Raw genomic sequence first — 25,250 nt, 5'->3', positions numbered from 1 at the left:
CGGACCCGCCGGAGCGAAGTGGATCAGTTGGTGTCACGGTCGGCGAAGGGAGTGTTTATCGTCAGGCAGACGACTATGATCACCGCATGCCCTACGACCCGTCAGCCTTTCCTCCCTTCGCCGTCACCGTGGACCTGGTCGTGTTGACCGTACGCCGCCATGCCCTGTGCGCGCTGGCGGTGCGCCGGGGCGAGGCGCCGTTCCAGGGGCGCTGGGCGCTCCCCGGCGGCTTCGTGCGGGACGACGAGGACCTGGCGCAGGCGGCGGCCCGGGAACTGGCCGAGGAGACAGGTCTGAGGGTGCACGACCCCGCCGTTCCCGCCCAGGACAACGGCGCTCACCTGGAACAGCTCGCCACGTACGGCGATCCCGGGCGCGACCCCCGGATGCGGGTCGTCAGCGTCGCCCACCTCGCCCTCGCCCCCGACCTGCCCGCGCCCCGGGCGGGCGGTGACGCCAGCAACGCACGCTGGGCACCCGTGGAGGAGCTGCTGCAGCAGGGCGGTTACGGCCGGGACGACGAGCCGGTGGCGCCACTCGCCTTCGACCACGCCCGGATCCTGTCGGACGGGGTGGAACGCGCCCGCTCCAAGATCGAGTACTCGTCGCTGGCGACGGCCTTCTGCCCGCCCGAGTTCACCGTCGGCGAGCTGCGCCGGGTCTACGAGGCGGTCTGGGGCGTGGCGCTCGACCCGCGCAACTTCCACCGCAAGGTGACGGGCACGCCGGGCTTCCTGGTCCCCACCGGTGGCACGACCACCCGGCAGGGCGGTCGCCCCGCCCAGCTCTTCCGGGCCGGAGGCGCCACCCTGCTCAACCCCCCGATGCTGCGCCCCGAGGTCTGACGCGGCACGGCCGGACCCGGCCAACGGGCCGGGCGGGGCAGCGGCCTTCCCCTCCGCCGACCGGCCACGAGATGCCCGGAAAATCCGATATGGCGCGCTATCTTGCATCGGGTGATCCAGGCCACCGGACTGACCAGCAGCCCCCGCAAAGAGCTTCCGCCCGCCGTCGACGACGTCTCCTTCGAGGCGCACGCGGGCCGCGTCACCGCGTTGCTCGGAGCGCCGGGCGCCGGCAAGACGACGGCGCTCCGGCTCATGCTCGAACTCCAACGCGGCCGTGGCATCACCTACTTCAGGGGCCGCCCGCTGCACCGCATCCCCCATCCCGCCCACGAAGTCGGCGTGCTGCTCGGCGAGGTGCCGGGCCACCCCGCCCGCACCGTCCGCGGCCACCTGCGCATGCTGTGCGCCGCCGCGGGCGTCCCGGTCCGCCGGGCCGACGAAGTCCTGGAGGCGGCAGGGCTCATGAGCCTGCGCGACGAACGCCTGGGCACCCTGTCGCGCGGCATGGACCGCCGCCTGGGACTGGCCTGCGCACTGCTGCCGGACCCGCACACACTCGTGCTCGACGAGCCCGCGCGCGGTCTCTCCGTCGACGAGAACCGCTGGCTGTACGGCACACTCCGGGCGTACGCGGCCCAGGGCGGCACGGTGCTGTGCACGACGGCCGACCCGAAGGAGGCCGCGCGGATCGCGGACCACGTGGTCACCCTGGAGCAGGGGAGGCTCGTCGCCGACCAGGAGGCGGCGGACTTCTCGCGGACCCGGCTGCGTCCCCGCGTCGCCGTCCGCAGCCCGCACGCCGCCCGCCTCTCCGCCCTGCTCGCCCAGGAGGCCCGCGCCACCCGGCGGTCCGTGGAGGCCGTGCACGAGGGTGGCAACCGCCTCTGCGTCTACGGCAGTACCTGCGCGGACGTCGGCGAGGTCGCGTTCCGGCACGGCATCGTCGTACACCGACTGGCGGACGAAACAGGGGACATGGGACCCGGTGCCGGAGCGGGCGAACCGGCGCCGGGCGAGAAGGCGACCCCGGCCGGCACCGCCGTCCGGGACGCCGGGGAACCCGTCCCCGCGGACGACACGGCACGTGATCCGGACCACCGCCCCGGCGCCCCGGCCGGCGGAGGCTCCCCCGCGTCCGTGTCCCCGCCCCGGCAGGAGCCGGAGGAATCCGCCGCCGAGGACGCCCGCCCGGCCCCCAGGGCCCGCTCGCGCCGGGCCGCCCGCACGCGCGACGCCGCTGACGGGCTTCCCCCTCCCGTCTCCGTCCGCCCCGCCCCCAGGCCCCTTCGCCCGCTGCGCTACGAGATCCGCCGCGCCACGGGTGTCGGCACGGGGTTCCTCGTCGGGGCGGCCGTGCTCGTCGTGTCCGCGTTCACCGCCGTACTGCTGGCGCGGGCCGGGCACACCCCGCAGCCGCGCCTGCTGGCCGCGTGGCCGAGGGAGCTGCCGCTGCCGCCCGCGGCGCTCGGCGCGGGACTGCTCGGCGCGCTGGCCTTCGGTGACGAGTTCCGCCACCCCGCGCTGGCGGCGGACCGCGGCACCGTGCCCCGGCGGCTGGGGCTGCTGACCGCCAAACTCCTCGTGGCCTCGGCCACCGCGCTGGTGCTGGCCGTCCTGACCGTCGGGTGCGACGCCGAGCTGCTCTACCTCGTCTACGGACGGGAGACCGTCGAGGTTCCCGCCGACTGGCTGCCGCTGAGTGCTGGCTGGCTCGGCCTGGTGACCGGGTGCGCCTGCGCCGGTGTGCTGGCCGCGGGCGTGTTCCGGTCCACCACCGCCGGTCTCGCCGTCGTCGTCGCCGTACCCCTTCTCGTCGTGCCGCTCGTGCACAAGGCGACGGAAGGGCCGGCGGCGCGCACCCCGGCCCCGCTCGCGTCGCGGCTGCGGGACGGTGTGCCGCTCCGGTGGCCCTTCGGGGGCGAACACCACCTGGACGCGGTCCTGCGCCTGGTCGTCCAACCCGTCGGCGGTGCCCTGACGTTGTCGCTGGCGGCGCTGCTGTGCGCGTACGTGCTCACCGGTCTACGGAGCGGAGTCCGATAACGACCGTCCACGAACGCATCGGCCCGCCCCTGGCCGCAACTCCCCGCAGAAAGCCCGTTTCTTTCCGATAAGGCGTCAATTGAGACGGGGTGAGCGATCACCCTTTCGTGTGCTTTTCACCAAAGACCTCAAGGGAGTTGGAAGCAGAGCCGACAAAGGATGCGTGAGTACCCTTGCGCACACCATGATGACCGCCGCCCGCTCCGCAGACTCCGGCCTCGCGAGCCCGGGCGGACTCGACCGCTACCCCTACGCCGAGACGCCCGCCGTCGACCGCGTCGGGGCCCCTGCCTGGAACGGCGCGGACCCGGAGCTGGGCCGTATGGGCCGGCGGGCCGCGGGCAGCCGCGGTCGCGGGCTGCACGGCCAACTCGTCCAGCAGCTGGGTCAGATGATCGTTTCCGGGGACCTGGGTGCCGACCGCCCGCTGGTGCCGGAGGAGATCGGCCAGCGCTTCGAGGTCTCCCGCACCGTCGTCCGCGAGTCGCTCCGCGTCCTGGAGGCCAAGGGCCTGGTCAGCGCCCGGCCGAACGTCGGCACGCGCGTGCGCCCCGTCAGCGACTGGAACCTCCTCGACCCGGACATCATCGAGTGGCGGGCCTTCGGGCCGCAGCGCGACGACCAGCGCCGTGAGCTCAGCGAGCTGCGCTGGACGATCGAGCCGCTCGCCGCCTGCCTGGCGGCCGGCCACGGGCGGGAGGACGTCCAGCAGCGGCTGACCGACATGGTCGAGATCATGGGCCACGCCATGGGGCAGGGCGACGCCCTGACCTTCGCCCGCGCCGACGCGGAGTTCCACTCCCTGCTCATCCAGATCGCCGGCAACCGGATGCTGGAGCACCTCTCCGGGATCGTGTCCGCAGCACTGCAGGTCTCGGGTGGCCCGGCCACGGGCTGTGAGCGGCCGAACGAGACGTCCCTGGCACAGCACGGCCGGATCGTCGACGCCCTCGCCGGCGGCGACGGCGCGGCGGCCGAGGCGGCCATGCGGCAACTGCTCACGGTCCACCCAGAGGTGGAACGCGTGGTGCCCGCCCCGCGCGAGCACTGACCGCGTTCCGCGGACGGCACGGTCCGGCATGCCATCCCCCTCCTGTGGCAGCGCCCCACCGATGAGCCGTCCCCCGTCGGACCCCGCGGGATCATCGATGATCCCGCGGGGTCCGATGCCCAGAACGGCGTGGCAGACTCGGAGAGGTGACCTCCTCGCCCCTGAGTGGACGCTTTCGTGGTTGTTTGACCGATCGTGTGCGTTTACGGGGTGTGACTCGGGCCACGCGGATTGGGCGTAACGCTCCTGGAAAGAACGCGATGACCTAAGAGGTGACAGCCGCGGAGGGAATACGGACGCCGTTCATGGCGCTGTGCATCCTCCCCGGTCCGCGCCCGCGCCGTCGGCCCATCCCCAAGCCGGTGGTCGGCTCCTGCCCCCCGTGGGCGGGGCCGGAAGCCGTTTTCCAACGTTCCGAGAGGTTGTTCGTGTCGGCCAGCACATCCCGTACGCTCCCGCCGGAGATCGCCGAGTCCGTCTCTGTCATGGCGCTCATTGAGCGGGGAAAGGCTGAGGGGCAGATCGCCGGCGACGACGTGCGTCGGGCCTTCGAAGCTGACCAGATTCCGGCCACTCAGTGGAAGAACGTACTGCGCAGCCTCAATCAGATCCTCGAGGAAGAGGGTGTGACGCTGATGGTCAGTGCCGCAGAGCCCAAGCGCACCCGCAAGAGCGTCGCAGCGAAGAGTCCCGCCAAGCGCACCGCCCCCAAGACGGTCGCCGCCAAGACGGTGACCGCCCGGAAGGCCACCGCCACCGCGACTCCGGCGGCGTCGGCCGCCGACCCCGCCGCCGAGGAGGAGGCAGCCGCCAAGAAGGCGGCTGCCAAGAAGACGACCGCGAAGAAGGCGGCCGTCAAGAAGACCACGGCCAAGAAGACGGCCGCCAAGAAGACCACGGCCAAGAAGGACGACGCCGAGCTGGGCGACGAGGAGGTCCTCGAGGACACCAAGGCCGCGGAGGAGCCCGAGGGCACCGAGAACGCCGGCTTCGTACTCTCCGACGAGGACGAGGACGACGCGCCCGCCCAGCAGGTCGCCGCCGCCGGCGCCACCGCCGACCCGGTCAAGGACTACCTCAAGCAGATCGGCAAGGTCCCCCTGCTCAACGCCGAGCAGGAGGTCGAGCTCGCCAAGCGCATCGAGGCGGGTCTGTTCGCCGAGGACAAGCTGGCCAACTCCGACAAGCTGGCGCCCAAGCTCAAGCGTGAGCTGGAGATCATCGCCGAGGACGGCCGCCGCGCCAAGAACCACCTGCTGGAGGCCAACCTCCGTCTGGTGGTCTCCCTGGCCAAGCGTTACACCGGCCGCGGCATGCTCTTCCTGGACCTCATCCAGGAGGGCAACCTCGGTCTGATCCGCGCGGTGGAGAAGTTCGACTACACCAAGGGCTACAAGTTCTCCACGTACGCCACCTGGTGGATCCGCCAGGCGATCACCCGCGCGATGGCCGACCAGGCGCGCACCATCCGTATCCCGGTGCACATGGTCGAGGTCATCAACAAGCTCGCGCGCGTGCAGCGTCAGATGCTCCAGGACCTGGGCCGCGAGCCCACCCCGGAGGAGCTGGCCAAGGAACTCGACATGACCCCCGAGAAGGTCATCGAGGTCCAGAAGTACGGCCGCGAGCCCATCTCCCTGCACACCCCGCTGGGCGAGGACGGCGACAGCGAGTTCGGTGACCTCATCGAGGACTCCGAGGCGGTCGTCCCGGCCGACGCGGTCAGCTTCACGCTGCTGCAGGAGCAGCTGCACTCCGTCCTGGACACCCTGTCCGAGCGCGAGGCGGGCGTCGTCTCCATGCGCTTCGGTCTCACCGACGGTCAGCCGAAGACCCTCGACGAGATCGGCAAGGTGTACGGCGTCACGCGCGAGCGCATCCGCCAGATCGAGTCCAAGACCATGTCGAAGCTGCGCCACCCGTCGCGCTCCCAGGTGCTGCGCGACTACCTCGACTAGGTCCGCCCGCCACGGCGCACCGTCGTGTGCCGGTTCGCGTCAGGCCCGGTTTCCCGTCCTGGGGAGCCGGGCCTTCGTGTTGTCGTGCGGGTGCGTGTGCGGGCGGGGTCCATCACTGTGGGTGTTTCAGGATCACCCCAGTGTGAGGAGCGTGCATGCGACGTCGTCTTGCCCGGGCCCTGGCCCGGCCGCTGGCCCTCGCGGCCGCCGCGACCGTCATACCGCTGGCCTCGGCTGTCCCGGCGACCGCCGACAGCATCGTCGTCGGTGGCTTCCCCGTCGATGTCTCGGAGGGTCCGTGGACGGTGGCGCTGTCCAGCCGCGACCGGTTCGGGGGTACGCGAGCGGGACAGTTCTGCGGGGGTGTGGCGGTCGGCCGGACCACCGTGCTCACCGCGGCCCACTGCATGGACGAGGAGGTGCTGGGGGCGCCCCCGGGGCGCGTGGGCGATCTCAAGGTGATCACGGGGCGTACGGAACTGCTCTCGGACCGCGGTCAGGAGATCGCCGTACGCGGCACCTGGGTGAACCCGGGCTACGACGGCGTCACCAACTCCGGCGACTACGCCGTGCTCAGCCTGGCCGAGCCGCTGCCCTCGAGCTCGGTGATAGCCATGGCCGGGGCCGGTGATCCCGCGTACCGGGCGGGCACCGCGGCCGCCGTCTACGGGTGGGGGGACACCACGGGGTCCGGGGCCTACGCCGGCAGTCTGCACGCGGCACGCGTGCGGGTGCAGCCCGACACGCTGTGCGAGAAGGCGTACCCGGGCGGTTCCGAGGGCACCTACCGCGCCGAGACGATGCTGTGCGCGGGAGAGGTGCAGGGGGGCCGGGACGCCTGTCAGGGGGACAGCGGGGGGCCGCTGGTGGCCCAGGGGCGGCTGATAGGCCTCGTCTCCTGGGGGACGGGGTGCGGCTGGGCGGGCAGTCCCGGGGTGTACACGCGCGTCTCCGACATCCTGCGGACCCTCGGGTGGCCGCAGGGCTGAGAATGACCGGAAGGGCGCAGGGGGCCGCTGAGCGGTTCCTGGCGGGTACGGACACGAGACGGGCGGCTGCCTCCGGAGTGGAGGCAGCCGCCCGCTCACCGGCCTGTGCCGGGCTGCTCGTCGTCGGACGCGAGGTGTCGGCGCTCTGTCAGCGCTCTTCGTCGGGAGCGGTCACCGGAGGGGCGGTCAGCCGCTCCGTCTCGTCCTGTATCTCGGCGGCGATCTTCTTGAGTTCCGGCTCGAACTTGCGGCCGTGGTGGGCGCAGAAGAGCAGTTCTCCGCCGCTCAGCAGGACGACGCGCAGGTATGCCTGGGCGCCGCAGCGGTCGCAGCGATCGGCGGCCGTCAGCGGGCTCGCGGGGGTCAGAACAGTAGTCACGTCGCCTCTTCTCTAGCTCGACGAGCTGTCGTACCAGGGTCAACATCCAACCAGCCCCAAAACGTTCCCGCTCGTGGCTTCTCCTCGAAAAAATTTTCCGAGGTGGGTGGCTGTTGCCGGTTGGCGGCGAATGTGCCGTAGTGCGTGTCTGATGTGTCGTACGGATTCGCGTTCGTATCGGTGGTCGGCCCTCCCGGCTGGCTTGCCGGTTGTTCATGAGGACGTGCCCGGAGCCTAAATGGTTCATGCCTCGAAGGGAACGTGATGTGTGCTTCACTCCATCGAGGGATCGAACACGTATGCGACCCTGGACTAGGGTGGGCGGAAGCGAGGGTGGCGTTACAACGGCTCTACCAGGCCTCGGTACCCTCTCACCGGTGACTGAAGCCGCGCCCTTACCCAAGAGGGCCGCATCTGAAATTCAGCGAGGAGCGAACCGCGTGACCGCCGAGACGTCCGTGCCGTCCACAGCGCTGCTGGCAGGAGCAGACCGGGACGGTTCCAACTACACCGCGCGGCACCTGCTCGTCCTCGAGGGGCTCGAGGCCGTGCGGAAGCGCCCCGGAATGTACATCGGGTCGACCGACAGCCGCGGTCTGATGCACTGCCTCTGGGAGATCATCGACAACTCCGTGGACGAGGCCCTCGGAGGCTACTGCGACCACATCGACGTGGTCCTCCACGACGACGGCTCGGTGGAGGTCCGGGACAACGGCCGGGGCATCCCGGTCGACGTCGAACCCAAGACCGGCCTCTCCGGTGTCGAGGTCGTCATGACCAAGCTGCACGCCGGCGGCAAGTTCGGCGGCGGCTCGTACGCGGCCTCCGGCGGTCTGCACGGCGTCGGCGCCTCCGTCGTCAACGCGCTCTCCGCGCGGCTGGACGTCGAGGTGGACCGCGGCGGGCACACCCACGCGATCAGCTTCCGGCGAGGTGTCCCCGGAGCCTTCGCCGCCGTGGGCCCGGACGCGAAGTTCGAGGCCGGGAGTGGACTGCGCAAGGCCAAGAAGATCCCCAAGACCCGCAGCGGCACGCGCGTGCGCTACTGGGCCGACCGCCAGATTTTCCTCAAGGACGCCAAGCTCGCCCTGGACACGCTGCACCAGCGCGCCCGCCAGACCGCGTTCCTGGTCCCCGGCCTGACCATCGTCGTCCGCGACGAGTACGGGCTCGGCGAGGGCGGCAGCAAGGGTGAGGAGTCGTTCCGCTTCGACGGCGGCATCAGCGAGTTCTGCGAGTTCCTGGCATCCGACCGGCCCGTCTGCGACACCCTCCGCTTCACCGGACAGGGCACCTTCAAGGAGACCGTCCCGGTCCTCGACGAGCACGGCCAGATGACGCCCACCGAGGTCACCCGCGAGCTCGGCGTCGACGTCGCGATGCGCTGGGGGACCGGCTACGACACCACGCTCAGGTCGTTCGTCAACATCATCGCCACCCCCAAGGGCGGCACCCATGTCGCCGGCTTCGAGCAGGCCGTCGCCAAGACGATGAACGAGGTGCTGCGCACCAAGAAGATGCTGCGCGTGGCCGAGGACGACATCGTCAAGGACGACGCCCTCGAGGGCCTCACCGCGGTGGTCACGGTCCGTCTGGCCGAGCCGCAGTTCGAGGGCCAGACCAAGGAGGTCCTCGGCACCTCGGCGGCCCGCCGCATCGTGAACAACGTGATCTCCAAGGAGCTCAAGGCGTTCCTGACCTCCACCAAGCGCGACGACGCCCAGCAGGCCCGCGTCGTCATGGAGAAGGCCGTCGCCGCGGCCCGGACCCGCATCGCGGCCCGTCAGCACAAGGACGCGCAGCGCCGCAAGACGGCCCTGGAGTCCTCCTCGCTGCCCGCCAAGCTCGCCGACTGCCGCAGTGACGACGTCGACCGCAGCGAGCTGTTCATCGTCGAGGGCGACTCCGCGCTCGGCACGGCCAAGCTCGCCCGGAACTCCGAGTTCCAGGCGCTTCTGCCGATCCGCGGCAAGATCCTCAACGTCCAGAAGTCGTCCGTGACGGACATGCTGAAGAACGCCGAGTGCGGCGCGATCATCCAGGTCATAGGGGCGGGGTCGGGACGCACCTTCGACATCGACACGGCCCGCTACGGCAAGATCATCATGATGACCGACGCCGATGTCGACGGCTCCCACATCCGCACCCTGCTGCTGACCCTGTTCCACCGCTACATGCGGCCCATGGTCGAGTCCGGCCGGGTGTTCGCCGCGGTGCCGCCGCTGCACCGCATCGAGCTGATCCAGCCCAAGAAGGGCCAGGACAAGTACGTCTACACGTACTCGGACCGGGAACTGCGCGACAAGCTCATGGAGTTCCAGAGCAAGAACATCCGCTACAAGGACTCGATCCAGCGCTACAAGGGCCTCGGCGAGATGGACGCCGACCAGCTGGCCGAGACCACCATGGACCCGCGTCACCGCACCCTGCGCCGGATCAACCTCACCGACCTGGAGGCCGCCGAGCAGGTCTTCGACCTCCTGATGGGCAACGACGTCGCCCCGCGCAAGGAGTTCATCTCCAGCTCCGCGGCGACGCTGGACCGGTCGCGCATCGACGCCTGATCGAGCCGGAACAGGCGGCGCCCTGCAGCCCGGACCCCGCGTGTCCGGCGTGCCCGCCGGACAGGTCCTGGCGGGCACGCGGGACGCGCGCACGGACCAGTCACCTGATGGGGTGAAGCAGAACGGGAAGAAGAGTCGGGGATCTTCCCGTTCTGTCCATCCTTGGGCATGCAGCGAAGCAACTCGGGGGACGTGAGGTACGACGATCCCTGGTACGACGCCCTGGCCTCGGGCTGGGGCGAGTCGACCGGTCCGACGGAGGCGGTGCCGCCGGCCCGCCGCGCGGACGGGGCCGACGTCTACCTGGAAGTACAGCGCGGCGCGGCCTTCCAGGAGGTGCGCAGCCGCTACCGGCGGTTCGTGGTCCCGGCGGTCGCCGCCTTCCTCACCTGGTACGTGGCGTACGTCGTGACCGCCACGACCGCGCCGGGACTGATGGCACGGCCCGTCGCGGGCGCCGTGAACCTGGGCATGCTCGCCGGGCTCGGCCAGTTTCTGACCACCTTCCTGCTCACCTGGGCCTACGTCCGCCACGCGCGGCTGCGTCGGGACCGGGCGGCGCTGGAACTGCGCTGGGACGCCCAGGAGCTGGCGCGCGGGAGAGGCGGCGCGGCATGACGGGCGATCACCAGTTGGCGGCACTGCTGCTGTTCGGCGCGTTCGTCGCGGTGACCCTGGGCATCACGACCTGGGTGAGCCGCCACCGGCAGGGCTCGGCGGAGGAGTTCTACGCGGGCGGCCGGCTCTTCTCCCCGATGGAAAATGGTTTTGCCATCGCGGGCGACTACATGTCGGCCGCGTCCTTCCTCGGCATCTCCGGACTCATCGCGCTCGTCGGCTACGACGGGATGCTCTACTCGGTGGGTTTCCTGGTGGCCTGGCTGGTGGTCCTGTTCCTGGTCGCTGAACTGGTGCGCAACTGCGGGCGGTTCACGCTCGCCGACGTGGTCGCCGCGCGCATGCGGGAGCGGCCGGTGCGGATCGCGGCGGGAACTTCCTCGGTCACCGTGTCCGTTCTGTACCTGGTGGCGCAGATGGTGGGCGCGGGCAGCCTGGTCGCGCTGCTGCTCGGCGGTACGGGCGAGGCGGCCCGGGCCTGGACCGTCGTAGGCGTCGGCGTCCTCATGGTCGTCTACGTGTCGTTGGGAGGGATGCGGGCCACCACCTGGATCCAGATCGTCAAAGCGGTCCTGCTGCTCGGCGGCACCATCGTGCTGACCGTCCTCGTCCTGCTGCGCTTCCACGGCGACTTCAACCGGCTGCTCCTCACCGCCGCCGAACGCAGCGGTCACGGTGAGGCGTTCCTGGCGCCCGGTCTCGCCTACGGCGGGGACTGGACCGCGCGGTTCGACTTCATCAGCCTCGGTCTCGCGCTGGTGCTCGGCACGGCCGGGCTGCCGCACATCCTGTCCCGCTTCTACACCGTTCCCACCGCGCGGGCGGCACGGCGGTCGGTCGTCTGGGCGATCGGGCTCATCGGCGGTTTCTACCTGATGACGATCGTGCTCGGCTTCGGCGCCGCCGCCCTCATCGGGCCGGACGACGTGCGCGCCTCGAACGCGTCCGGGAACACGGCGGTGCCCCTGCTGGCGCTCGACCTGGGCGGCGGCGCCGGCTCCACGGGTGGGACGATCCTGTTCGCGGTCGTCGCCGCGGTCGCCTTCGCCACGATCCTCGCCGTGGTCGCCGGGATCACGCTCGCCTCCTCGGCGTCCGTCGCGCACGACCTGTACGCCTCCCTGCGCCGCCGGCGCGGGAAGCCGCGCAGCGAGGTGGCCGTCGCCCGCGTCGCCTCGGTCGGCATCGGCCTGGTCGCGATCGGCCTCGGTCTGCTGGCCCGCGACCTCAACGTCGCGTTCCTGGTGGGCCTCGCCTTCGCCGTGGCCGCCTCCGCGAACCTGCCCGTGCTGCTGTACTCGCTGTTCTGGCGCGGCTTCACCACACGGGGTGCCGTGTGGGCCGTGTACGGAGGCCTGATCCCGGCCGTGGTGCTGGTGCTGCTGTCCCCCGTGGTCTCGGGCAGCCCCGCGTCCCTCTTCCCGGGCGCCGACTTCCAGCTCTTCCCGCTGCAGAACCCCGGTCTGGTCTCCATCCCGCTGGGCTTCCTCGCGGGCTGGCTCGGCACGCTCACCTCGCCCGAGGTGCCCGACGAGGCCAAGCACGCGGAGACCGAGGTGCGCTCACTGACCGGTGCGGGGGCCGCGTAGGGCGCCCGGCGGAGACGGACGGCGCCGCCGTCCGCGAAAGTTCCCTCCCCGCCCCCCCATGGACCGTGTCCTCAGGCGCGGGTCGCCCACACATAACGGTGCTCAGGGCGGCCCGCGTCACCGTATTTCAGGGTCAGCGTGGCCCGCCCCGTGCGCTCCAGGAGCTTCAGGTAGCGCTGGGCGGTCTGGCGGCTCACCCCCGTGCGCTCGGCGATCTCCTGGGCCGACAGCGGGCCGCCCGCGTTCATCAGGGACTGCCGTACGAGTTCGGCGGTGGTGGGGGAGTGCCCCTTCGGCAACTGCGGCTCGGAGGACGCCGACAGCGCGCCGAAGATGCGGTCCACCTCCGCCTGCTCCGCCTCACCGCCGCCGTCGAGGGTGCGGCGCAGCTCCGCGTACGCCTCCAGCTTGGCGCGCAGCCCGGCGAAGGCGAACGGCTTGACCAGGTACTGCAGGGCGCCCTGACGCATCGCCGCCTGCACCGTGGACACGTCACGGGCCGCCGTCACCATGATCACGTCGGTCTGGTGCCCGCGCCGGCGCATCTCCTGCACCACCTCGAGCCCCGTCTCGTCGGGCAGATAGTGGTCCAGGAGGACGAGATCCAGCCGGGGCAGCGTCTCCAGCCGGCCGAGCGCCTCGGCCGCGCTGTGCGCCTGGCCGGCGACATGGAAGCCGGGCACCTTCTCGACGTACGCGGCGTTGACCCGCGCGACCCGCACGTCGTCGTCCACGACCAGGACCTCGATCATTCCGACTCCTCCTCGGCGGTCCCGGGGGCGGACACCCCGGTGAGCGCGGGTTCCGCGCCCGGTTCGGTCAGGGCCTCGGGCAGCACGACGGTGAACTCCGCACCCCCGCCGGGCGCCTCGCCCACGTCCGCGCTGCCACCCTGCCGCTCGGCGAGCCGGCGTACCAGCGGCAGCCCGATGCCCCGCTCGCGGTGGGCCGGCGGCTCCTTGGTGGACCAGCCCTCGGTGAAGATCAACTCGCGGTGCTCCGGCGGAACTCCGGGCCCGGTGTCGCGTACCACGAGCACCGCCGTACGGCCCTCGGCGCGCAGTTCGACCTCCACGCGCGCGTGCGGCGTGCCGGCGACGGCGTCCAGGGCGTTGTCGACCAGATTGCCGACGACGGTGACGAGCCCCCGGGGGTCGATCAGCCGGTCCGGCAGCCGGGTCCCGTCCGACACCCACAGCGCCACGCCGCGCTCGGCCGCGACCGTCGCCTTGCCCACCAGCAACGCCGCGAGCAGCGGGTCCCGGATCTTCTCGGTGACCTGCTCCGACGTGGCACGGTGATCACCGACGACCTCGCCGACGAACTCCACCGCGTCGTCGTACATCTCCAGCTCCAGCAGCCCCAGCAGGGTGTGCATGCGGTTGGCGTGCTCGTGGTCCTGGGCGCGCAGCGCGTCGATGAGTCCCCGCGTGGAGTCCAGCTCCCGGCCGAGCCGGTCCAGCTCCGTGCGGTCGCGCAGGGTGGCCACGGCGCCGCCGTCGTCCGTCGGCATCCGGTTGGCGACCAGGACCCGCCGGCCGCGGACGGTGAGCAGATCGGTACCGGTCACCCGCCCGGCCAGCACATCGGCGGTGCGTCCCGCGCCGAGCGCCAGGTCGGGGGAGCGGCCGACGGCATCCTCACCGATCCCCAGCAGACGCTGCGCCTCGTCGTTCAGCAGGCGGATGCGGCCGGTGCGGTCCAGGGCGACGACGCCCTCCCGGATGCCGTGCAGCATCGCCTCACGCTCCGCGAGCAGCGCCGCGATGTCCGAGAAGGCCAGGTCGCGGGTCTGACGCTGCACCCGCCGGGAGATCAGCCAGGCCGCGAACGCGCCCACGGCCAGGGCACCGCCCGCGTACGCGAACAGTCCCGGGATGGCGTGGATCAGCCGGGCCCGGACGCTGTCGTAGGCGATGCCGACGGAGACCGCCCCGACGATCTCCCCGCCGTCGTCCCGCAGCGGAACCTTGCCCCGCGCGGAGCGCCCCAGCGTGCCGTCGTCGATCTCCATGACGTCATGTCCGGCCAGCGCCTCACCGGGATCGGTCGACACCAGGCCGCCGATCCGCTCCGGATCGGTGTGCGACCAGCGCACGCCCCGCACATCCAGCACCACGATGTACTCGGCACCGGTGGCCTTCCGGATCCGTTCCGCCTCCCGCTGCACCGGCCCGTCCGCGGACGGCGTCGTGCCGCGCAGGTCCCGCGCCAGCTGCGGCTGCTGGGCGGTGGTCTGCGCGATCGCGAGCGCGCGGCGCATCGCCTGGTCGTCCAGCTGGTCGCCGAGCGGCGCGAGGAACAGCCCGGTGGCCAGCACCGCGACTCCCGCGGCGATCGCCAGCTGCATCAGCAGGACCTGCGAGAACACCCGCCGCGGCAGGCCGAGGCGCAGGCGGCGTGCGGGGGGAGTGGAACTCATACCCATGACGGTACGTGGGTGGGCGCGGGGTGCCGCAGGGGTGTGGCGGGGATCTCCCGGGCCCGTGTTCCCGCGAGCGGGGACGGTCAGCCCGCCAACGCCGTCAGGGTCACCTCGCGGACGCCCACGACGTCCATCCGCGCGGGCGAGCCGAGCACCGACCCGCAGCTCTCCGGACGGGGCGGCAGGGACGCGCCCCGGGCGACCTCCACCAGCCACCGGCGCCCGTCCCCGTGGGCGACGGTCACTTCCCAGCGGGGCGCCGCGCCGTCCGTCCGTACGACACTCAGGACCTCGGCGGCGTACTCGCCCACCGCGCGCCGGACGGCCAGCTCGGCCGCCTGACCGGGCCGCTCCCAGGCGGAACCTCCCCGGCATCCCTCGACGACGATCCGGCCCTCCCGAGCGCCGTGCAGCGCCTCCTTGACGGTGTGCTCCTCGGCCCGTCCGTACGCGTAGCCGTACGGCAGCACGAGCGTCGTGGGGGAGAAGCGGTGACCGCCCAGGTGGGTGACCTCCCAGGCACCCCCGACCCCGGAGGCGGCGAGTTCGGCCGCCAGGGGCCGTCCGAGGAGGGCGCAGCAGCGGTCGCGTTTGCCGTTGGTGCAGACGAGGGCGAGGGGATCGCCCTCGTGGGGCCGTCCGCCGAGCGCGGTCGCGAAGGACTCCGGCTCGCCCCTGCCGAGTGCGGCGAAGTCGAGGGTGAGCAGGTGCTCGGGGTCCGTGATGGTGGTGGCGTACAGCCACACGTTTCCGGGGACGGTGTGGGCCACGTACACCCGGCGCGTGGCGGGCGCCCGGCGGTCCGCGTGCCGTCCGGGCCGCCGTATGAGTGCGATCCGCACCCCGCTGCCCTGCGCGGCGGCCTCCAGGGCGCGGCCCAGCGCGGGGTCGAGGTGGCTGGAGGTGAGCGCCTTGGCACCCCAGGGGCCGGGCTGCTCCAGCAGCAGCCAGGTCCGCGCGGTGGCGGCGGTTCCCGCGACCGGCTCATCGAACTCACGGGAGACGTTCGAGCACGTGCTACTCACAAAGGTGAGCCTAACCTGACTCGCTCGCGAGTGGCTTGTCGGCCCGCCCGTACATCGTGGGCCGACCGCGCCCGTGGGCGCGCACCGACCATTGGTGACAATTGCCTTAAACGATGCTGATCATCGATTCTTCGCTTACTTATCACTCTTGCGGAGGATTCCTCGGAGCGGGAGTGGCCTCACACCCATGAGTGATAGGAATGCGGCACGCGTTGCGTCCGTTGCGGTGGGAGCCGGGCCGGCCACCTGTGCGCCTCTCTCGAGTGAGGGTCGGGCCTGCGAGGATGCCACCGCGCGGCAGCGGGCGTAGGCGCTCGTGCCTTGAGAGCAGAGGAAATTCAACAGTGAGTCAGATCATCCGCCGTCTCGGTGTCGCTCCGCGTCATCGAGGCAGCACGAACGGTGCGACGTGTCCCGACCTCTTCGAGCTGGCCGACGGGAACTTCGCCGTCATCGGTACGGATGCCACTGATTCGCTCGACTCCCAACTGCCCGAGGACGCCGCACGCGCCGACTACGAACGCATCGTCGTGATCACCAGGGAGACCCTGATCAAGGCGAAGGCGGACATCCCGGACGCATGACTCACGTGTCGAGGGGGGGGTCCCCGACCACCCACCACTCGTCGGTGTCGGCCTCGTCGAGCTGCAGCAGCAGGTCGTCGACCAGGTGCCCCAGTTCTGCTTCCTCCGTCCCCGTCAGGCTGGCGCGCTGCTGCTGGGTCGCGTACCAGTAGTCCCTGACGATCGGGTTCTGGAACGTGCCCCGTACCCGCTTGAAGAATTCGTCCTTGGACATGTTCCCGATGCGGTAGTAGCAGAGCAGGTTCGTGTACAGGGCGTTGGCGAAGAGGTACTGGCGGCGCTGCCGGTCGGTGACCGGCACCTCGAAGACGCCCAGGACCTCGGCGAGCTCGGGATCGTCGATCGCCTTGCTCAACAGCTCCCAGTGCTGGCGTTGCTGCATGGCCAGGTTGGCCTGCCGCTGCGTCAGTGCGTGCTTTTCCAGTTGCTCCAGACGCTCGTTGACCGAGTCCAGGGTGTGTCGCTGTGCCGCCATGGCGGCGATGGCACCTGCGGCCAGGCACAAGCCGGCCGCGGTGGCGGTGCGGAGCCTCCGCAGCCCCGGTATCTGTGTGGCCATGTCAAATACCCCCGATCAGGCCGCCGTCCGCCGGTCGTCGGGGTGCGGGTCGACTGTAGGGAACCGGCGAGCGGTGGGCGGCGCTTGCCGCCTTCCAGGGTGCCGAGCGGCTCTGATCGGCGGGAAGGCGGCCAGGCGGCGCACGGAGGGAAGCGAGGGTCGCACAAACCGGCGCCTTGCCCAACGTCTGCCCCGCGGATGCTGCTAACAATCGTTCACTTCGCCGTCGTTCTCACTGCTCGTATCCTGGTGCGTCAGTCATTCCCCGGGCGTACGCGCAGACGTGAGCCGGGGTACGCCCAGGTGTGAGAGGGGTCGCGTGGTGGTGCGGAGCGGCGGTCGGCAGATTCCGGTCGTGGTGCTGGCCGGATTTCTCGGCTCGGGGAAGACCACCCTGCTCAACCACCTTCTCCACCGCAGCGGCGGCAGCCGCATCGGTGCCGTCGTCAACGACTTCGGTGCCGTCGAGATCGACGCGATGGCCGTCGCCGGGGCGCTCGGCGACTCGACCGTGTCGCTGGGCAACGGGTGCCTGTGCTGTGCCGTGGACGGCAGCGAACTCGACGTGTACCTCGAGCGGCTGGCCCGCCCCTCCGCCGGGATCGACGTCATCGTCATCGAGGCCAGCGGTCTCGCCGAACCGCAGGAACTCGTGCGGATGGTGCTCGCCAGCGAGCATCCGGACCTCGTGTACGGCGGACTCGTCGAGGTGGTGGACGCCGCCGAGTTCGACGACACCCGGGCCAGGCACCCGGAGATCGACCGGCACCTCGCCCTCGCGGATCTCGTGGTCGTCAACAAGGTGGACCGGGTCACCGACGCCTCGCGCGTACTGACCCTGGTCCGGTCCCTCGTCGACCGCGCGGCCGTCGTCCCGGCCACGCACGGCCGTGTCGACCCCGAGTTCCTCTTCGACTGCAGGCCGAGCGAGGAGCGCGTAGGGCAGCTGTCGTTCGACGATCTGCATCACGCCGACCACTCCGAGCACCTGCACGCCGCGTACGACAGCGTCTCCTTCGTCTCCGGGCGCCCGCTGGACCCACGGCGGCTGATCCGGTTCCTGGACGGCCGGCCCGAAGGGCTCTACCGGATCAAGGGGTACGTCGACTTCGGTCCGTACGACGTCGGCAACCGGTACGCCGTACATGCCGTGGGGCCGTTCCTGCGGTTCTACCCCGAGCCCTGGCCGGCCGGCGGGGAGCGGCTCACGCAGCTCGTCCTCATCGGCTCGGGCATCGACGCCACCGGCCTCGGCGAGGAGCTGGAGGCGTGCGCGAGCGACGGCGCCCCACACGCCGACGACCACGGCATGTGGGGCGTTCTCCGCTATGTGCAGGGGGCGGCGGAGGACCCGGCCGCCTAGACCGGGCCCGCCACCACCGACACCGTCTTCGGCAGGGACACGCCCGAGCCGTCACGGCGCGGGTCGGGTTCCGGGAGGGCCACCGCCGTGCCGTTCCTCTGCGCGGCACGGGCCGGGAGCGGGCCCGCCCAGGCCAGGGCCAGGCAGTCCTCGCCCTTCAGGAACCGCTGGCAGCGCACGCCGCCGGTGGCCCGGCCCTTGCGCGGGTACTGGTCGAACGGAGTCAGCTTGGCCGTCGTCTGGACGGAGTCGTCCAGCGTGCCCCGCGAGCCCGCGACCGTGAACACCACCGCGTCCGCGGCCGGATCGACCGCCGTGAAGGAGATGACCTTCGCCCCCTCGGTGAGCTTGATGCCCGCCATGCCGCCCGCGGGACGGCCCTGCGGCCGGACCTGCGCGGCCTGGTAGCGCAGCAGTTGCGCGTCGTCGCTGATGAAGACCAGGTCCTCCTCGCCCGTGCGCAGCTCGATCGCGCCGACGATCCGGTCGCCCTCCTTGAGCGTGATGACCTCCAGCTCCTCCTTGCTGGAGGGGTAGTCGGGCACCACGCGCTTGACGACTCCCTGTTCCGTGCCGAGCGCCAGGCCCGGCGACGACTCGTCGAGCGTGGTCAGGCACACCACCTGCTCGTCGTCCTCCAGGGACACGAACTCGGCCAGGGGCGCCCCGCCCGAGAGGTTCGGCGTCGGCATCGCCTGCGGGAGCTGCGGCAGGTCGACCACGTTCAGCCGGAGCAGCCGGCCGGACGAGGTGACGACGCCGATCTCACCGCGGGCCGTCGCCGGCACCGCCGAGACGATCACGTCGTGCTTGACCCGCTTGCCGTCGTCGGCGAGCGGCTCGTTGTCCGCCGTACGGGCGAGCAGGCCCGTGGAGGACAGCAGCACCCGGCACGGGTCGTCCGCCACCTGCAGCGGTACGGCGACGGCCGGGGCACCGGCCGACTCCAGCAGCAGCGTACGGCGGTCGTTGCCGAACTTCTTCGCGACCGCTGCCAGTTCCGTGGAGACCAGCTTGCGCAGCTCCGCGTCCGAGTCCAGGATCCGGGTCAGCTCCTCGATCTCCGCGTTCAGCCGGTCCTGCTCGGCCTCCAGCTCGATCCGGTCGTACTTGGTGAGGCGGCGCAGCGGCGTGTCCAGGATGTACTGGGTCTGGATGTCGCTGAGGGAGAACCGCTCGATCAGGCGCTGCTTGGCCTGCGCGGAGTTCTCGCTGGAACGGATGAGGCGGATGACCTCGTCGATGTCCACCAGCGCCGTGAGCAGGCCCTCGACCAGGTGGAGGCGGTCGCGCCGCTTGCCGCGGCGGAACTCCGAACGCCGGCGTACGACGTTGAAGCGGTGGTCGAGGTAGACCTCCAGGAGTTCCTTGAGGCCCAGGGTGAGCGGCTGGCCGTCCACCAGCGCCACGTTGTTGATGCCGAAGGACTCCTCCATCGGCGTCAGCTTGTACAGCTGCTCCAGGACCGCTTCCGGCACGAAGCCGTTCTTGATCTCGATGACCAGCCGCAGACCGTGCTCGCGGTCGGTGAGGTCCTTGACGTCGGCGATGCCCTGGAGCTTCTTCGAGCCGACCAGGTCCTTGATCTTGCCGATCACCTTCTCCGGGCCGACCGTGAAGGGCAGCTCGGTGACGACGAGGCCCTTGCGGCGGGCCGTCACGTCCTCCACGGTGACCGTCGCGCGGATCTTGAACGTGCCGCGGCCCGACTCGTACGCGTCCCGGACGCCGGACAGGCCGACGATCCGGCCGCCGGTGGGCAGGTCGGGGCCCGGGACGTGCTTCATCAGGGCGTCGAGATCGGCGTTCGGATACCTGATCAGGTGCCGCGCGGCCGCGACGACCTCGCGCAGGTTGTGCGGCGGCATGTTGGTGGCCATACCGACGGCGATGCCCGACGCGCCGTTCACCAGCAGGTTCGGGAACGCGGCGGGCAGCGCCACCGGTTCCTGCTCCTGCCCGTCGTAGTTGGGCGCGAAGTCGACCGTGTCCTCGTCGATGGACTCGGTCATCAGGCTGGTGGCCTCGGCCATCCGGCACTCGGTGTACCGCATGGCGGCGGGCGGGTCGTCGTTGCCCAGCGAGCCGAAGTTGCCGTGGCCGTCGACCAGGGGGACGCGCATCGAGAACGGCTGGGCCATGCGCACCAGGGCGTCGTAGATCGACGCGTCACCGTGGGGGTGCAGCTTGCCCATGACCTCGCCGACGACGCGGGCGCACTTCACGTAGCCGCGCTCGGGCCGCAGGCCCATCTCGTTCATCTGGTAGACGATGCGGCGGTGCACCGGCTTGAGGCCGTCGCGCGCGTCCGGCAGGGCGCGGGAGTAGATGACCGAGTACGCGTACTCGAGGAAGGAGCCCTGCATCTCGTCGACGACGTCGATGTCGAGGATCTTCTCCTCGTACGAGTCGTCGGGCGGCGGGGTCTTCGTGCTGCGGCGGGCCATCGCTGCCGGCTCCTTGCTGAAGCGTTTTGGACGGGATCTGACGCGGACCATTGTGGACCGTCGCACTGACAGAGGGGACCAGGGTCCCGGGTCCGGGCGGTTGATGGGGGCGGGGGAGCAGGGTACGCGGTGCGTGTGATCGGCTTCCTGCGGGGTTCCTGGTGATCGGGGTGAAGTGGGCCGGGGGGCGGGTCGCGCGGCCCGGCGTCGGCGGAGTGCCTCCCCCACTCCCGGCTGCGCTGGAGCGGGAGGTGCCCCCACCGTCCACCCGTGTGGGGTCGGGCGGGTGCCCGGTGTCGTGGCCGGCCGGGGGTGGGGTCGCGCGGCCCGGAGTCGGCGGGGTGCCTCCCCCACTCCCGGCTGCGCTCGAGCGGGAGGGACCCCCACCGCCCACCCGTGCCGCCCCAGCGGCACGGCTGCCCGCGGCTGACGCGGATCGCGCGGATCGCGGCAGCGGCTGCCTGTGGAAAGGCGGTATGTGGTGGCGAACGCCTGCGGAGAGCGGAGGCGCTGTCCGCGGACCGTGGGGATCGCGGCTCGCGGGAACGGTGGCGCGCGGGTGCCCGTGTGTCCTCGGCATTCTCGCTCTCGGCGTAGCCCGGCCCCGGCGGGAACTTCGTCGGGGGTCCGCACGCTTGCATACAGTGGCAGGACCGGCAGAAACGGCGGTTTCGACGACCGCCTCCGCGATCGAAGGGACGTACATGCCCATGGGTCACACGGCCACAGCCCAGGCAGGCTCCGGCGGCCTGACAGCGACCGAGCACCGCCTGGCCAACGGCCTGCGCGTGGTGCTCTCCGAGGACCACCTGACCCCGGTCGCCGCGGTGTGCCTCTGGTACGACGTGGGTTCGCGTCACGAAGTCAAGGGACGTACGGGTCTGGCTCACCTTTTCGAGCACCTGATGTTCCAGGGCTCCGCCCAGGTGAAGGGCAACGGTCACTTCGAGCTGGTCCAGGGCGCCGGCGGCTCCCTCAACGGCACCACCAGCTTCGAGCGCACCAACTACTTCGAGACCATGCCCGCCCACCAGCTGGAGCTCGCCCTCTGGCTGGAGGCCGACCGTATGGGCTCCCTGCTGACCGCCCTGGACGACGAGTCCATGGAGAACCAGCGGGACGTCGTCAAGAACGAGCGCCGCCAGCGCTACGACAACGTCCCCTACGGCACCGCCTTCGAGAAGCTGACCGCCCTCGCCTACCCGGAGGGCCACCCGTACCACCACACGCCCATCGGCTCGATGGCGGACCTGGACGCGGCCACCCTGGAGGACGCCCGCCAGTTCTTCCGCACGTACTACGCGCCGAACAACGCCGTGCTCTCCGTGGTCGGCGACATCGACCCGGAGCGGACGCTCGCCTGGATCGAGAAGTACTTCGGCTCCATCCCGGGCCACGACGGCAAGCCCGCCCCGCGCGACGGCTCGCTGCCCGACGTCATCGGCGGGCAGCTGCGCGAGATCGTCGAGGAGGAGGTCCCCGCGCGTGCGCTGATGGCCGCCTACCGCCTGCCCGAGGACGGCACGCGCGCGTGCGACGCCGTCGACCTGGCGCTCACCGTCCTCGGCGGCGGCGAGTCCTCGCGGCTCTACAACCGGCTGGTACGGCGCGACCGTACGGCCGTGGCCGCCGGCTTCGGCCTGCTGCGGCTGGCCGGGGCCCCCTCCCTGGGCTGGCTGGACGTGAAGACGTCCGGCGACGTGGAGGTGCCGGTCATCGAGGCCGCCATCGACGAGGAGCTCGCCCGGTTCGCCGAGGAGGGCCCCACGGCGGAGGAGATGGAACGCGCGCAGGCCCAGCTGGAGCGCGAGTGGCTCGACCGGCTCGGCACGGTCGCCGGCCGCGCCGACGAACTGTGCCGGTACGCGGTCCTGTTCGGTGACCCGCAGCTCGCCCTGACCGCCGTACAGCGCGTCCTGGAGGTCACGGCGGAGGAGGTGCAGGAGGTCGCCAAGGCCCGCCTGCGCCCCGACAACCGCGCGGTGCTCGTCTACGAGCCCGTCGCCCCGGAGGCCGGGGACGCCGGGGACACCGAGGAAGCCGCCGCAGCCGCCGGCACCGACGAGAACGAGGAGGCGGCGAAGTGACCGAGCTCGCCACGATGGACTTCCACCCGCAGCCGCAGGCGGGCGACGCCAAGCCCTGGGCCTTCCCGGCCCCCGAGCGCGGCACGCTCGACAACGGCCTGACCGTGCTGCGCTGCCACCGCCCCGGCCAGCAGGTCGTCGCCGTCGAGGTGCTCCTCGACGCGCCCCTGGAGGCCGAGCCGGCCGGTCTCGACGGTGTCGCCACGATCATGGCGCGGGCCTTCTCCGAGGGCACCGACAAGCACTCCGCCGAGGAGTTCGCCGCCGAGCTGGAGCGCTGCGGCGCCACCCTGGACGCGCACGCCGACCACCCCGGCGTCCGCCTCAGCCTGGAGGTCCCGGCCTCCCGGCTCACCAAGGGACTCGGGCTGCTCGCCGACGCGCTCAGGGCGCCGGCGTTCGCCGACAGCGAGGTCGAGCGGCTGGTCCGCAACCGCCTCGACGAGATCCCGCACGAGCTGGCCAACCCCTCCCGCCGCGCCGCCAAGGAGCTCTCCAAGGAGCTGTTCCCGGCGAGTGCCCGTATGTCGCGTCCGCGCCAGGGCACCGAGGAGACGGTCACCGGCATCGACTCCGCGGCCGTCCGCGCCTTCTACGAGAAGCACGTCCGCCCCGCCACGGCGACCGCCGTGGTCGTCGGCGACCTCACCGGCATCGACCTGGACGCCCTGCTCGGCGACACCCTGGGCGCCTGGACCGGCTCCTCGGCGCAGCCGCGGCCCGTTCCGCCGGTGGTCGCCGACGACACCGGGCGCGTCGTGATCGTGGACCGCCCCGGCGCCGTCCAGACGCAGCTGCTGATCGGCCGTATCGGCGCGGACCGGCACGACCGCGTGTGGCCCGCGCAGGTGCTCGGCACGTACTGCCTCGGCGGCACCCTCACCTCCCGCCTGGACCGCGTGCTGCGCGAGGAGAAGGGCTACACCTACGGCGTACGGGCGTTCGGCCAGGTCCTCAGGTCCGCCCCGGACGGCACCGGCGCGGCGATGCTGGCCATCAGCGGCTCCGTCGACACCCCGAACACCGGCCCCGCCCTCGAGGACCTGTGGACGGTGCTGCGCACGCTCGCCGCCGACGGGCTCACCGACGACGAACGCGATGTCGCGGTGCAGAACCTCGTGGGCGTGGCGCCGCTCAAGTACGAGACCGCCGCGGCCGTCGCGAGCACCCTGGCCGACCAGGTCGAGCAGCACCTGCCCGACCACTACCAGGCCGACCTGTACCGGCAGTTGGCCGCGACCGGCACCGTGGAGGCCACCGCGGCCGTCGTGAACGCCTTCCCGGTGGACCGCCTGGTGACCGTCCTCGTCGGTGACGCGGCGCAGATCAAGGCACCCGTCGAGGCCCTCGGCATCGGTGAAGTCACCGTCGTGACGGCCGAGTAGCGAGCGGCGAGGACGCACGCGCGCGTGGGGCCCTGGTGACACGAAAGCCACCAGGGCCCGCTTATGCCCGAATCGGGGCGGAAGTTGCCTGTCTGGCCTGTGGGATGCGCTACAAAAACCGGGATTCGTTTGAGGATCGGGAGACGGCCCGCTTAGCGTCATCCGGGCTGTTCGTCGGGCAGTGCGCCGCACCCGCGGCACCGGACAGCCATCGCCGAGTCCCCCTACGGCGCGAGCCGGGGGAGCCGGGGACCCACCGCAGTCCCTGGGGTGAATCGGACGCCCGCGCGTGTCGCGAGGGGGCCCGTAGGAGACCTTCCTGCTCCGAACCCGTCAGCTAACCCGGTAGGCGAGAGGGAAGGAAAGGACCAGCCTGTACATGGCGTTCACCCGCGCCCCGGGCAAGCACCGTCGTCCCAGCCGGACGCAGCGCGGCACCGCCCGCGTGGCGGGCGTCGCGGCGCTCACCACCACCGGCGTCGTCGGCTCCCTCGCGGCCCCCGCGCTCGCCGCCGAGCCCGCTGCCGCACAGACCGGCCTCACGCCCGTCGTCACCCTCGGCGACGCGGTCGCCGACCGGATCGACGCCCAGGCGGCCGCCCAGCACGAGGCCGCCCGGGAGGCGGCCGAGGCCGCCGCGCGGAAGGCCGCCGAGGAGGCCGCGCGCGAGAAGGCCGCCGAGGCGGCCGAGGAGGCCCGCGCGGAGAAGGAGCGCGCCGCGCGGGAGGCCGAGCGCGAGCGCCTCAACACCTTCGTCTCCCCGATCGCCGGCTCGTACGTCTCGACCGGTTACCAGGCCGGCAGCTCGCTGTGGTCCTCCGGCAGTCACACCGGTGTCGACTTCCACGCCGCGACCGGCACCCCCGTCCAGTCGGTCGGCGTCGGCACCGTGGTCGAGGCCGGCTGGGGCGGCTCGTACGGCAACCAGGTCGTCATCAAGATGCACGACGGCACGTACACCCAGTACGCCCACCTGTCGTCCATCGGCGTCTCGGTGGGCCAGCAGGTGGCCGCCGGGCAGCAGATCGGCCTCTCCGGCGCCACCGGCAACGTCACGGGCGCGCATCTGCACTTCGAGGCCCGCACGGGCGCCGATTACGGCTCCGACCTCGACCCCGTCGCCTACCTCCGCGCGCACGGCGTGAACCTCTGACCCGCCCGCTTCCCGATGCCCCGGCTCCCCGAGCCGGGGCATCGGTGTTTCCGGGCACCGCCGCATCACTTGTCCAAAAAATATGCATGGATTCCGGCCCGCCGTCGTGAATTCCCGCCGATTGCAATAGAGTCGCGGAACACACGTCAATCGTCGACGTTTCACGGGGATTAATCCGGAGGT

At 71.6% G+C, this 25,250-nt stretch carries 19 protein-coding genes and 1 riboswitch; of the genes, 13 read left to right on the top strand and 6 right to left on the bottom strand.

Annotation, left to right across the window (positions count from 1 at the left end; genetic code table 11):
* The first annotated feature begins 86 nt into the window (after positions 1-86).
* The 5 genes from ACIA6T_RS27120 (at position 87) to ACIA6T_RS27100 (ending at position 6,889) form a co-directional block, all read left to right on the top strand.
* Positions 87-845, top strand: a complete 759-nt coding sequence (locus tag ACIA6T_RS27120; RefSeq protein WP_399449094.1) for an NUDIX domain-containing protein — start codon at positions 87-89, stop codon at positions 843-845.
* A 111-nt stretch (positions 846-956) separates the two neighbouring features.
* A complete protein-coding gene (locus ACIA6T_RS27115) occupies positions 957-2,891 on the top strand; it encodes an ATP-binding cassette domain-containing protein (RefSeq protein WP_399449093.1) in 1,935 nt (644 codons plus the stop codon).
* Positions 2,892-3,054: 163 nt separating this feature from the next.
* Positions 3,055-3,942 (top strand): FadR/GntR family transcriptional regulator, encoded by an 888-nt coding sequence (locus ACIA6T_RS27110; protein WP_399449092.1) that lies wholly within the window; start codon positions 3,055-3,057, stop codon positions 3,940-3,942.
* Positions 3,943-4,370: 428 nt separating this feature from the next.
* Complete coding sequence (locus tag ACIA6T_RS27105) at positions 4,371-5,900, top strand: RNA polymerase sigma factor (RefSeq protein WP_399449091.1); 1,530 nt, start codon at positions 4,371-4,373, stop codon at positions 5,898-5,900.
* A 155-nt stretch (positions 5,901-6,055) separates the two neighbouring features.
* Positions 6,056-6,889, top strand: coding sequence for a S1 family peptidase (locus tag ACIA6T_RS27100; RefSeq protein WP_399449090.1), 834 nt, complete (start codon positions 6,056-6,058; stop codon positions 6,887-6,889).
* 148 nt (positions 6,890-7,037) lie between these two features.
* Here the strand turns inward: ACIA6T_RS27100 and ACIA6T_RS27095 are convergent, their stop codons facing one another.
* Entirely contained in the window at positions 7,038-7,268 is a 231-nt protein-coding gene (locus ACIA6T_RS27095) for a hypothetical protein (RefSeq protein ID WP_073930661.1), read from the bottom strand.
* Between the two features lie 440 nt (positions 7,269-7,708).
* Here ACIA6T_RS27095 and ACIA6T_RS27090 point away from each other — a divergent pair, with 440 nt between their 5' ends.
* The 3 genes from ACIA6T_RS27090 to ACIA6T_RS27080 all read left to right on the top strand — a co-directional run bounded on the left by ACIA6T_RS27090 (position 7,709) and on the right by ACIA6T_RS27080 (position 12,039).
* Entirely contained in the window at positions 7,709-9,832 is a 2,124-nt protein-coding gene (locus ACIA6T_RS27090; protein ID WP_399449089.1) for a type IIA DNA topoisomerase subunit B, read from the top strand.
* Positions 9,833-10,000: 168 nt separating this feature from the next.
* A complete protein-coding gene (locus ACIA6T_RS27085; protein ID WP_399449088.1) occupies positions 10,001-10,450 on the top strand; it encodes a DUF485 domain-containing protein in 450 nt (149 codons plus the stop codon).
* Positions 10,447-12,039, top strand: a complete 1,593-nt coding sequence (locus tag ACIA6T_RS27080) for a cation acetate symporter (protein WP_399449087.1) — start codon at positions 10,447-10,449, stop codon at positions 12,037-12,039. The genes ACIA6T_RS27085 and ACIA6T_RS27080 overlap by 4 nt, the downstream gene beginning before the upstream one ends.
* Before the next feature lie 71 nt (positions 12,040-12,110).
* Here ACIA6T_RS27080 and ACIA6T_RS27075 read toward each other — a convergent pair whose 3' ends face one another.
* From ACIA6T_RS27075 to ACIA6T_RS27065, 3 genes are all read right to left on the bottom strand, one after another.
* Complete coding sequence (locus ACIA6T_RS27075; RefSeq protein ID WP_399449086.1) at positions 12,111-12,791, bottom strand: response regulator; 681 nt, start codon at positions 12,789-12,791, stop codon at positions 12,111-12,113.
* Positions 12,788-14,461: an ATP-binding protein gene (locus ACIA6T_RS27070; RefSeq protein ID WP_399449085.1), complete on the bottom strand. Its 1,674-nt coding sequence runs from the start codon at positions 14,459-14,461 to the stop codon at positions 12,788-12,790. Before ACIA6T_RS27070 ends, ACIA6T_RS27075 begins: the two co-directional genes overlap by 4 nt.
* Positions 14,462-14,547: 86 nt before the next feature.
* Complete coding sequence (locus tag ACIA6T_RS27065) at positions 14,548-15,489, bottom strand: sucrase ferredoxin (protein WP_399449084.1); 942 nt, start codon at positions 15,487-15,489, stop codon at positions 14,548-14,550.
* A gap of 344 nt (positions 15,490-15,833) precedes the next feature.
* Between ACIA6T_RS27065 and ACIA6T_RS27060 the strand changes: the two genes are divergently transcribed.
* Positions 15,834-16,073: a hypothetical protein gene (locus ACIA6T_RS27060; RefSeq protein ID WP_399449083.1), complete on the top strand. Its 240-nt coding sequence runs from the start codon at positions 15,834-15,836 to the stop codon at positions 16,071-16,073.
* A 1-nt stretch (position 16,074) separates the two neighbouring features.
* Here the strand turns inward: ACIA6T_RS27060 and ACIA6T_RS27055 are convergent, their stop codons facing one another.
* Positions 16,075-16,632, bottom strand: coding sequence for a DUF6082 family protein (locus tag ACIA6T_RS27055; protein ID WP_399449082.1), 558 nt, complete (start codon positions 16,630-16,632; stop codon positions 16,075-16,077).
* A 319-nt stretch (positions 16,633-16,951) separates the two neighbouring features.
* On the opposite strand from ACIA6T_RS27055, the gene ACIA6T_RS27050 reads away from it, so the two are divergent.
* Positions 16,952-17,995: a CobW family GTP-binding protein gene (locus ACIA6T_RS27050; protein ID WP_399449081.1), complete on the top strand. Its 1,044-nt coding sequence runs from the start codon at positions 16,952-16,954 to the stop codon at positions 17,993-17,995.
* On the opposite strand, the gene ACIA6T_RS27045 is transcribed toward ACIA6T_RS27050, so the two are convergent.
* Entirely contained in the window at positions 17,992-20,442 is a 2,451-nt protein-coding gene (locus tag ACIA6T_RS27045) for a DNA topoisomerase (ATP-hydrolyzing) subunit A (RefSeq protein WP_399449080.1), read from the bottom strand. The two genes, ACIA6T_RS27050 and ACIA6T_RS27045, sit on opposite strands and share 4 nt — an antisense overlap.
* A 704-nt stretch (positions 20,443-21,146) precedes the next feature.
* On the opposite strand from ACIA6T_RS27045, the gene ACIA6T_RS27040 reads away from it, so the two are divergent.
* From ACIA6T_RS27040 to ACIA6T_RS27030, 3 genes are all read left to right on the top strand, one after another.
* On the top strand, positions 21,147-22,529 hold the full coding sequence (locus tag ACIA6T_RS27040; protein WP_399449079.1) for a M16 family metallopeptidase: 1,383 nt from the start codon (positions 21,147-21,149) through the stop codon (positions 22,527-22,529).
* Positions 22,526-23,914 (top strand): M16 family metallopeptidase, encoded by a 1,389-nt coding sequence (locus tag ACIA6T_RS27035; RefSeq protein ID WP_399449078.1) that lies wholly within the window; start codon positions 22,526-22,528, stop codon positions 23,912-23,914. The genes ACIA6T_RS27040 and ACIA6T_RS27035 overlap by 4 nt, the downstream gene beginning before the upstream one ends.
* A 202-nt stretch (positions 23,915-24,116) precedes the next feature.
* Positions 24,117-24,281, top strand: a riboswitch (cyclic di-AMP (ydaO/yuaA leader).
* A gap of 12 nt (positions 24,282-24,293) precedes the next feature.
* The gene (locus ACIA6T_RS27030) at positions 24,294-25,067 is read left to right on the top strand and encodes a M23 family metallopeptidase (protein ID WP_399449077.1); all 774 of its coding nucleotides are present in this window, start codon (positions 24,294-24,296) and stop codon (positions 25,065-25,067) included.
* The last annotated feature ends 183 nt before the right edge of the window (positions 25,068-25,250 follow it).

Source organism: Streptomyces sp. NPDC051740 (assembly GCF_044453165.1).
Lineage (GTDB): Bacteria > Actinomycetota > Actinomycetes > Streptomycetales > Streptomycetaceae > Streptomyces > Streptomyces atrovirens.
This window is presented reverse-complemented; position numbering and strand designations above follow the sequence as displayed.